This window comes from Actinoallomurus acaciae (genome assembly GCF_042429965.1).
Classification (GTDB): domain Bacteria; phylum Actinomycetota; class Actinomycetes; order Streptosporangiales; family Streptosporangiaceae; genus Actinoallomurus; species Actinoallomurus acaciae.
Window position 1 is genome coordinate 1 of the sequence record NZ_JBHLZP010000335.1, and the last position, 9,147, is coordinate 9,147.

8 protein-coding genes are annotated in these 9,147 nt (G+C 70.4%); 1 reads left to right on the forward strand and 7 read right to left on the reverse strand.

Annotated elements, in window-relative coordinates; genetic code table 11:
* The 7 genes from ACFFNX_RS33125 to ACFFNX_RS33155 all read right to left on the reverse strand — a co-directional run.
* Nucleotides 1-1,190: ABC transporter transmembrane domain-containing protein (locus ACFFNX_RS33125; protein WP_378209807.1), on the reverse strand; the 1,190-nt coding region annotated here is incomplete at its 3' end.
* Nucleotides 1,187-2,929, reverse strand: a complete 1,743-nt coding sequence (locus ACFFNX_RS33130) for an ABC transporter ATP-binding protein (protein ID WP_378209808.1) — start codon at nt 2,927-2,929, stop codon at nt 1,187-1,189. The genes ACFFNX_RS33130 and ACFFNX_RS33125, both read right to left, overlap by 4 nt.
* Before the next feature lie 73 nt (nt 2,930-3,002).
* Nucleotides 3,003-3,992 carry an ABC transporter ATP-binding protein gene (locus tag ACFFNX_RS33135; RefSeq protein ID WP_378209809.1) on the reverse strand — a complete coding sequence of 330 codons (990 nt, stop codon included), beginning with the start codon at nt 3,990-3,992 and terminating at the stop codon, nt 3,003-3,005.
* A complete protein-coding gene (locus tag ACFFNX_RS33140; RefSeq protein WP_378209810.1) occupies nt 3,982-5,046 on the reverse strand; it encodes an ABC transporter ATP-binding protein in 1,065 nt (354 codons plus the stop codon). The genes ACFFNX_RS33135 and ACFFNX_RS33140 overlap by 11 nt, the downstream gene beginning before the upstream one ends.
* Entirely contained in the window at nt 5,043-5,969 is a 927-nt protein-coding gene (locus ACFFNX_RS33145) for an ABC transporter permease (RefSeq protein ID WP_378209811.1), read from the reverse strand. Before ACFFNX_RS33145 ends, ACFFNX_RS33140 begins: the two co-directional genes overlap by 4 nt.
* Nucleotides 5,962-6,888, reverse strand: a complete 927-nt coding sequence (locus tag ACFFNX_RS33150) for an ABC transporter permease (RefSeq protein WP_378209812.1) — start codon at nt 6,886-6,888, stop codon at nt 5,962-5,964. Before ACFFNX_RS33150 ends, ACFFNX_RS33145 begins: the two co-directional genes overlap by 8 nt.
* A 1-nt stretch (nt 6,889) precedes the next feature.
* The gene (locus tag ACFFNX_RS33155) at nt 6,890-8,470 is read right to left on the reverse strand and encodes a peptide ABC transporter substrate-binding protein (RefSeq protein ID WP_378209813.1); all 1,581 of its coding nucleotides are present in this window, start codon (nt 8,468-8,470) and stop codon (nt 6,890-6,892) included.
* Nucleotides 8,471-8,844: 374 nt separating this feature from the next.
* Between ACFFNX_RS33155 and ACFFNX_RS33160 the strand changes: the two genes are divergently transcribed.
* On the forward strand, nt 8,845-9,000 hold the full coding sequence (locus tag ACFFNX_RS33160; protein ID WP_378209814.1) for a YciI family protein: 156 nt from the start codon (nt 8,845-8,847) through the stop codon (nt 8,998-9,000).
* Nucleotides 9,001-9,147: the final 147 nt, after the last annotated feature.

Below are 9,147 nucleotides of genomic sequence, written 5' to 3' on the forward strand. Positions count from 1 at the left end.
GTCGACTTCCCCGAACCGGAGGGGCCGACGATGGCGAGCCGCTCCCCTTGCCGCAACCGCAGGTCCACGCCGTGCAGCACGTCATGGCCCGCGCGGTAGGCGTACCGGACGTCGCTCAGCGCGATGCGCTCACCGGCCGGACGCGCCGTGGTGGGCGTGCGGTCGGCGCGGGCCTCGGAGACGCCCAGCAGCCGGGCCAGCGACGCCCCGCCGACCTGGAGCTCATCGATCCACGACAGCAGCCGGTCGAGCGGGTCGATGAGCTGCTGGACGTACAGCGTCGCCGCGGTCACCTGCGCCAGCGAGGCGAGCCCCCACGTGTAGAGCAGGCCGCCGACCAGCAGCGTCGCCACCACCGGCAGGACGTAGCCGACCTCGACCATCGGGAACCACACCGTGCGCAGGCCCAGCGTGTAGCGCTCGGCCGCCCATGCACCGGCGATGTCGGTGTTCGTCCGCGCGATCCGGCGGCCCTCCAGGCGCAGCGCCTCGACCGTACGCGCGCCCTCGGCCGTCTCGGTCAGCCCGGCGGTGACCGAACCCCACGCGGCGTTCTCCCACAGGTAGCCGGCCCGCGCCCGCGCGAGGTACCACTTCGTGCCGCCCCACAGCAGCGGCACGCCGACCAGGCACGGCAGCGCGGTCAGCGGCCCGACGAGCACGAGCGCGCCGATCGCGAACGCGCCGGTCACGATGGCGATCAGTGTCTCCGGGACCGCGTGCCGGACGCTGCGCGACAGCACGTCGACGTCGCGGGACGTCCGGGTGATCAGGTCGCCGGTGCCGGCCCGCTCGACCGTCGACAGCGGGAGCTCCAGGACGCGGTCGACGAACTCCTCGCGCAGCCGGGCGAGGACCTTCTCCCCCAGCCGTGCCGAGACGTACACGGCGTACCTCATCAGCACGCCCTGGGCGACGACGAACACCGCGATGGTGAGCGCGATCCTGTCGACCGTCCAGTGGGAGGTGCCGTGGCGCACGTCCTCGACCAGGTTGCCGAGCAGACGGGGTGCGACCAGGCCGGAAACGGCGGCGAGCCCGTGCAGGCCGAGCGCGAGCGCGAGCTGCCGCGGGTAGGCGACGGTCAGCCGCCGGGCGTACGCGCGCACCTGCGCCGGTGTCGCGACGGGAAGGATCCGGTCGTGCGCCGGGATCCGCGGCGGCCCGTCGGCGAGCCGGTCGTCGGTCATGAGCCCTCCTTCGTCGGAGGGAGTGACCACCGGGACGCGCCGTCTGGTCCCCATGGCTCCTCCTCTCTCGTGACGGTCATGGCGTAGTGCGGGACGGTGGCGAGCAGTTCGCGGTGCTGGCCCGTCGCGGCGACCCGGCCCGCGTCCACGAACGCCACCTCGTCGGCCCGGTCGAGGACGAGCGGGCTCGTGGTGCACACGACCGTGGTGCGGCCGGCGCGGAACTCCGCGAGCCGGCCCGCGATGCGCGCCTCGGTGTGGGCGTCCACCGCCGAGGTCGGCTCGACCAGGATCAGCACCTCCGGGTCGGCGGCGAGCGCGCGGGCGAGCCGGAGGCGCTGCTGCTGCCCGCCGGAGAGCTGGCGTCCGCCCTCGGCGACCTCGTCGTCGAGACCCGACGGCAGCTCCTCGACGATGTCCGTCGCGCAGGCCGCGTGCAGGGCCTCCCTCAGGTCTCGTTCGGAGCGACCGCCGATCTCCTCCCGCAGCGGCCCGGAGAACAGCCGGGCGCCGGGGTCGGCGACCAGGACCGCCTCGCGCATCGCGGGCAGCGTCAGCTCGCGCACGGGCGTGCCGCCCCAGGTCACGTCGTCGTCGGTGAACCGGCCGAGCCGGTCGGCGATGGCCTGCGCGTCCTCCGGCGAGGTCGCGGCGACCGCGATGAGCCGGCCCGGCCGTACGGTGAGGCCGGAGGCGTGATCGACCAGGTCGCCGACCGCCCCGGTGCGGGTGCCCTCGTCCGGCAGCTCCGCCTCGGTGTTCAGGATCCGGACCACCCGGCGCGCCGCGACGTGCGCCTTGGTGATCTTGTCGGCCGCCTCGGTCAGGGTCCGCATCGGCTCGACCAGGAACACCGAGTAGCCGTAGAAGGACACGAGCTGGCCGATGGTGATCTGGCCGGCCAGCGCGAACCGGGCGCCGATCCAGGTGACGAGCGCGACCAGCAGCCCGGGGAGCAGCACCTGGGCGCCCTCCAGAAGGGAGTCGCTGCGCGCGACCCGCACGCCGGCGGCGCGAACCGCCTGCGACTCCTCGCGGTAGCGTCCGGCGAACACCTGCTCGCCGCCGATGCCGCGCAGCACGCGCAGCCCGGAGACGATGTCGCTGGACCGGGTGGCCAGCTCTCCCTGCAGGTCGCGCTGGTGACGCTGGCTGCGGTGCAGCGGCCGCAGGATCGGCGCGACGACGGCGGCCATCAGCGGCACGCCGATCAGCACGACCAGCCCGAGCGGCAACGAGGTGAACAGCAGGATCATGCCGACCAGGACGATCGCGACGATCGCGCCGGTGCCGCGCGCCGTGATGTCCATCGCGTTGCCGATGTTGGAGACGTCGGCGATGCCGACGCTGACGATCTCACCGGTCGCCAGGCGTTTGGGCAGGGTCGCGCCCAGCCGCGCGGCGTGGCCGGTCGTCACCTGGACGGTGCGGAACGCCGCGCCGAGCCAGTTGGTGACCGCGAACCGGTGGCGCATGACGCCTGCCACCGCCTGCACCGCGCCGAGCCCGAGCAGCACGCCCGACCACAGCAGCAGCGCGTCGGTGTTCTTGGGCGTCACACCCGTGTCGATGGCGCGGCCGATGGTGGCCGGCATGAGGGCCTGGGTGCCCATCCACACGACGCCCCAGGCGGCCCCGCCGACCACCGTGGCCGCCTGGACGCGCGCGATCCACAGCAGGTACCGCGCCGGCGAACGGCGATCGGGCGTGCCGGGATCGGGCACGGGAAAGGAGCGCATACGAGATCCCCGAACCGGGAGGCAGTGGACCTCCCGACGTTACCCATGCGCTTTGATCAGCCGCGAACCATTTTCAGGGGCGCCCCGAGTCGGCGGCGAAGTGGCACGCGCTCGGGTGGTCCGAGCGGCCCGTACGGACCTCCAGCGCCGGTTCCTCGGCCGCGCAGATCTCCTCGGCCTTCCAGCAACGCGTACGGAACCGGCAGCCGGACGGCGGGTCCGTCGGGCTCGGCACGTCGCCCTCGAGCACGATCTGCCCCGTCCGCCTCGTCGGGTCCGGCACCGGGACCGCCGACAGCAGCGCCTGCGTGTACGGGTGCGTGGGGTGGTCGTAGATCTGCTCCTCGTCGCCGGTCTCGACGATCTTCCCCAGGTACATCACCGCGACGCGGTCGGAGATGTGCCGGACGACGGCGAGGTCGTGGGCGATGAAGACGTACGACAGGCCGAACTCCCGCTGCAGGTCGGCGAGGAGGTTCATGACCTGGGCCTGCACCGACACGTCGAGCGCGGACACCGGCTCGTCGCAGATGATGACGTCGGGCCGCAGCGCGAGGGCGCGGGCGATGCCGATCCGCTGCCGCTGCCCGCCGGAGAACTGGTGCGGGTAGCGGTTCACGTGGTCCGGGTCGAGGCCGACGATCTCCAGCAGCTCGCGCACGCGGCGGCCGCGGCCGCCCTCGGGGTCGCCGTGGACGGCGAAGGGCTCGCCGACGATGTCGCCCACGGTCATCCGCGGGTTGAGCGAGGTGTAGGGGTCCTGCATGACGAGCTGCATCCGGCGCCGCAGCCGGCGCAGCTCCGCCTTGGACAGTGAGAAGACGTCGCGGTCCTCGAAGAGCACGCTGCCGGAGGTCGGCCGCTCGACTCCCATGAGCAGCTTGGCCAGCGTGCTCTTGCCGCAGCCGGACTCACCGACCAGGCCGAGCGTCTCGCCCTTGCGGAGCTCGAACGAGACACCGTCGACCGCCTTGACCCGCCCGACCTCGTGCTGGAACAGCACCCCCTTGGTCAGCGGGAAGTGCTTGGAGACGTCCCGTACGGAGAGGATCTCATCGGCCACCGGAGACCTCCTCGGCGTAGTGGCAGGCGCTCCGGTGGGGCGAGGGTGCCCCGGACCGGGCTCCGGACCGGTCCGGGGCGCCCTCACCGGTCTGGAGGGGACCCTGAAGGAGGCGCAGTTCGGGAACCTCGGTCGAGCAGCGGTCCCTCGCGTGGGGGCAGCGGGGGTGGAACGGGCAGCCCGACGGAATGGCGGCGAGGTTCGGCGGTGCGCCCTTGATCGGCGTCAGCGTACGGCCGCGCACGTCGATGCGCGGCACCGACGCGAGCAGCCCCTCGGCGTACGGATGCGCGGGCCGGGCGTACAGGTCCTCGACGCCGGCCTCCTCCACGACGCGTCCGGCGTACATCAGCGCGATGCGGTCCGCCACGCCGGCCACCACGCCGAGGTCGTGGGTGATGAGGATGAGCCCCATCCGCATCTCTTCCTGCAGATCCGCCAGCAGCTTCATGATCTGCGCCTGGACGGTGACGTCGAGCGCCGTGGTGGGCTCGTCGGCGATCAGCACGTCCGGCTCGAGGGCCAACGCCATGGCGATCATCACGCGCTGCCGCATGCCGCCGGAGAACTGGTGCGGGAAGTCGTTCGCGCGGGAGGCCGCGGACGGGATCCGCACGTGGTCCATCAGCTCGACCGCCCGCTTGCGCGCCTCGCCGCGCGAGGCCTTCCGGTGCACGATGAGCATCTCGGCGATCTGGTCGCCCACCCGGTGCACCGGGTTCAGCGCCGACAGCGCGTCCTGGAAGATCATCGAGATCTTCGCGCCGCGGTAGTCGCGGCGTCTCTTGTCCGGCATGCCGAGCAACTCGGTGCCGCGGAACCGTACCGAGCCCTTCGTGACGTGCGCGGGCGGTGTGTCGAGGATGCCCATCACGGCCTGCGCGGCCACGCTCTTGCCCGATCCGGACTCCCCCAGGATGGCGAGCGTCTCGCCCTCCTCCAAGGTGTAGGACAGGCCGTTGACCGCCTGTACGGACCGCCCGCGGGAACGGAACTCCACGTGCAGGTCCTCGACCGCCAGCAGCGGGCCGGTGCTCTCTTCTTCGTCGCTCATCGCAGCTTCGGGTCCAGTGCGTCGCGTACGGCGTCGCCGAGCAGCAAAAAGCTCAGCACCGTCGCGGTCAGGAATACGGCCGGGTAGATCAGCAGGTAGGGGTAGTCGGTGAAGATCTCCTGTGCCTGGCTGAGCTGCAGGCCCCACGAGACCGTGGGGTACTGCAGGCCGACGCCCAGGTAGTCGAGCGTCGCCTCGTAGCCGATGACCACGCCGACGTTGAGCATCGCGTACACGAACACGGGCGCGATGGCGTTCGGCAGGATGTGGCGCAGCATGATCCGCAGGTCGCGGGCGCCGATCATGCGCGCGGCCTGGACGTAGTCGGCGTCGCGCACCGACAGCACCTGGCCGCGCATCAGCCGCGTCATGGTCGGCCACCACAGCAGGCCGAGCACCAGCGACTCGGTCATCATCCCGTGCGACGGGAACGCGGTCAGGATGACGAGCGCGCCGAGGATCAGCGGCAGGCCGAAGAAGATGTCGGTGACACGCGACAGGAACGCGTCGAGCAGCCGTCCGTAGTAGCCGGAGATCGAGCCGAGCACGATCGCCAGGGTGAGCGCGATCGCGGTCACCAGGAATCCGACCACGATCGGCGCGCGGGTGCCGTGCACCATCTGGGCCCAGTAGTCGCAGCCGTGGCTGTCGGTGCCGAACGGATGGTCCCCGGCCGCGAACGGGTTCCACGACGTCGGACGCTGTTTCGCGTGCCGCACGTCGCAGCCGTCGTTGGGCCCGAGGCCGGTGAAGAGGGACGGGAAGGCCGCGATCAGCCCCATGAGCAGCAGGATCACCGCGGAGATCCAGAACGTCACCCGGCGGCACAGCTCGCGCCAGGCGTCGCTCCACAGCGACGCGGATCCGGCCTCGATCGACGACCCGGTCTGCGCCGTCGCAGCCGCCTCAGTGATCTCAGTCATGGCGGATCCTCGGGTCGAGCACGCCGTAGAGGAAGTCGACGACGAGATTGGCCAGCAGGTAGATGAGGACCAGGAACGTCGAGATGCCCACGACGGTCGGGCCGTCCTTGACCTGGATGGCCAGCCAGATCTGCTGGCCGATGCCCGGCAGGTTGAAGACGCCCTCGATGATGATCGCGCCGGCCATCAGGTTGCCGAGGTCGACGCCCAGATAGGTGACGACCGGGATCAGGGAGTTGCGGAGCGTGTGCCGTACGAGCACCCGCCGTCGGCTCAGGCCCTTGGCGACCGCGGTGCGCACGTAGTCCGAGCGTCCGTTCTCCACCAGGCTCGTCCGGGTCAGCCGGGCGATGTAGGCGAGGCTGAGCGAGCCGAGCAGGATCCCGGGCAGCAGATAGCTGTACGGCCAGCCGTCGTCGGTCCCGGCGGTCGGGAACCAGCCCAGCTTGAGCCCGAACAGCAGCTGCGCGGAGTAGGCGAGCACGAAGCCGGGGATGGCGATGACCAGGGTGGTGCCGCTCAGCACGAGCGTGTCGATCACACCGCCCTTGCGCAGGCCCGCCCAGACGCCAAGCGCGATCCCGACGACCAGCTCGAAGATCCACGCGGTGATGGCGAGCTGCACCGTCACCGTCCAGCCCCCCGCCAGGACGTCGCCGACGGGCTGGCCGCTGAGCGTCTGGCCGAAGTCGCCCTGGACCAGGCCCCACAGGTACTTGCCGTACTGGACGATCAGCGGATCGTCCAGGTGGTAGTGGTGCCGCAGGGCCTGGTACACGGCGGGTGGCATCGGCTTGTCGCCGCCCAGGACCCGGATCGGGTCACCGGGCAGCGCGAAGACCGCCAAATAGATCAGGAGCGTCGTCCCGATCAGGACCGGCACCATCTGCAGAAGGCGCCGTACAACGTAACGCCACACGCTATTTGACCGTCACCTGGTCGAGGTGGACGAGCGGGAAGACGTACGGATCGGCGTGGATGTTGCCGACGTGGCTGGAGGAGCCGAGCTGGTCCTGCCAGTTCCACAGCGGGGTGATCGGCATGTCCTTCAGCACCATGTCCTCGGCCTGCTGGTAGTACTGCTGGCCCTCCTGCGGCGTCTTGGCCGCGTTGCCCTTCATGATGAGGGCCTCGCAGGCGTCGCCGTTGTAGCCGCTGCGGGTGGGCTTGGCGCAACGGGGGGTCAGGTAGTCCTCGGCGCTCGGGTAGTCCATGGTCCAGTTGCTGCGGTACGGCCCGGCCGCCTTGTGGTCGCTCAGCTTCGTCAGGTAGTCCGACACCTGGACCTTGTCGAACTTGATGTCGGTGATGCCGAGGTTCTGCTTGAGCTGGTTGGCGATGTCGGTCATCCACTGCTCGTACGTCGCGTCGGCGTTGGAGAACACCAGGTGCAGCGTGCCCTTGTAGCCGCCCGCCTGGTCGAACAGCTGCTTGGCCTGCTGCGGGTTGTACGTGCAGGCCGTGCCGCAGGCGTTCGCGCGGTAGCCCGGCACGATCGGCGCCAGCAGGGACCCCATCGGCTTGAACGTCCCGTTGTAGACCGCGTTGACGATCGCCTGGCGGTCGATCGCCATCGAAATCGCCTTGCGCAGGTCGGGGTTCTTGAACGCGGGGTCGTACAGCGGGAACTCGAGGAAGTCCATGGTGCCGCTGGGCACGGTGAGGAGCCGGTCGCCGAGCAGCCGCTTGGCCTCGGGCGCCTTCGCCGCAGGGATCTGGCTGTCGAAGTCGACCTTGCCGGCCCGCAGGTCGGTGTAGGCCGCGTCGCGGCCGGCGTACTCCTTGAAGGTGACGCCGTCGGACTTGGCCGGGCGCGGACCCTTGTAGCCGGGGAACTTCTTCAGCTTGATCTGCTTGTTGTGCTCCCACGAGCCGTCGATCATGAACGGCCCGTTGCCGATCGGCTTCTGCTCGTACGCCTTGAGGTCGGTGAAGGCGGCCTTGGGCATGGGCGCGGTGCCGATGAACGACAGGACGTACGGGAACTGGCTGAAGGGCTGGGAGAGCGTCACCTGCAGGGTCTGCGGGTCGACGACCTTGAGGCCCTTCATCTTGTCGACCTTCGGTTTGCCCTTGTCGGGGTTCAGGTCGGAGTACCCGTCGATGCTGCCGAGGTAGTAGCCGTTGCCCCAGGCGTTCGTGGAGTTCGCGGTGGCGTTCCAGGCGTCGGCGTAGCTCTGGGCGGTGACCGGCTCACCGTTGTGGAAGGTCAGGCCCGGCTTGATCTTGATCGTCCAGACCTTCTGGTCGGTCGTGTCGACCGACGCGGCCTCTTCCAGCACCGGCTTGCCGCTGGGGTCGAGCGTCATCAGCGTGTCGAAGAGGGCGCTGTCGACGGTGAGGCCCTGCGCGTCATTGGTGTTGCCGGGAGTGAGATGCTCCGGCTCGGTGATCGCGTACGTGAAGACCTTTGCCTTGTCTCCGGAACCGCCACCGCCGCCGCACGCCGTCGCCGTCAACGCGACCGCGATGACGGCGGCGGACATCACCTTGACCTTCATCGAGCCTCCATAATCACAGGTGGGAGATACCTTGGCCGCGCGCGGTCAGTCGACGGAAGTTCTTAGCCGAAAACGTGTCGAGATCGAAACATTCCTACCAGAGGCCCTCGGCGCGATGAAGTGCGAGCCATTGTCCTCCTGCGGCGTTCTCGTTCGTCGTCCAGGTGTCGGCAGAAGGAGAAAGCCACGCGGTACACGCTGCTGATCTGCGGCGATGAGGACTGCGAACCCACGGCCGAGGAGCAGGCCGCCATCGGGCGCGACACGGAGGCGCGGGTGAAGGAGATGGACGGGCGCGGGGGGTACGCCTCCAGGGCTCACGCCTGAGGCCGACGAGCGAGGCCACGACCGTCCGCGTCCGTGACGCGGAGGTGATGCCGTCCGACGGGCCGTTCGCCGAACCCAGGGAACAGGTGGGCGGCTACGACCTGATCGAGTGCGCCGATCCGGACGAGGCGATCGAGGTGGCCGCCGGGCACCCCGCCGCCCGGTTCGGCTCGGTGGAGGTCCGATCGCTCTGGCAGGAGTAGTCCACGGCCCGGGAGGAAGGGGGGACGTACCTTCCTCCCGAACCGTGAAGTCTTAGGGCGTGTTTCGGAGCCCCGCCGCCCGGGACACTCCCCGCCCGGGACACTCCCCGCCCGGGACACTCCCCGCCCGGGACACTCCCCGCCCGG

Excerpts from the sequence above, each read along its gene's own strand:
- ACFFNX_RS33130 (WP_378209808.1), bottom strand. The coding sequence starts at position 2,929 with ATGCGCTCCTTTCCCGTGCCCGATCCCGGCACGCCCGATCGCCGTTCG.
- ACFFNX_RS33155 (WP_378209813.1), bottom strand. The coding sequence starts at position 8,470 with ATGAAGGTCAAGGTGATGTCCGCCGCCGTCATCGCGGTCGCGTTGACG.
- ACFFNX_RS33140 (WP_378209810.1), bottom strand. The coding sequence starts at position 5,046 with ATGAGCGACGAAGAAGAGAGCACCGGCCCGCTGCTGGCGGTCGAGGAC.
- ACFFNX_RS33145 (WP_378209811.1), bottom strand. The coding sequence starts at position 5,969 with ATGACTGAGATCACTGAGGCGGCTGCGACGGCGCAGACCGGGTCGTCG.
- ACFFNX_RS33160 (WP_378209814.1), top strand. The coding sequence starts at position 8,845 with ATGCCGTCCGACGGGCCGTTCGCCGAACCCAGGGAACAGGTGGGCGGC.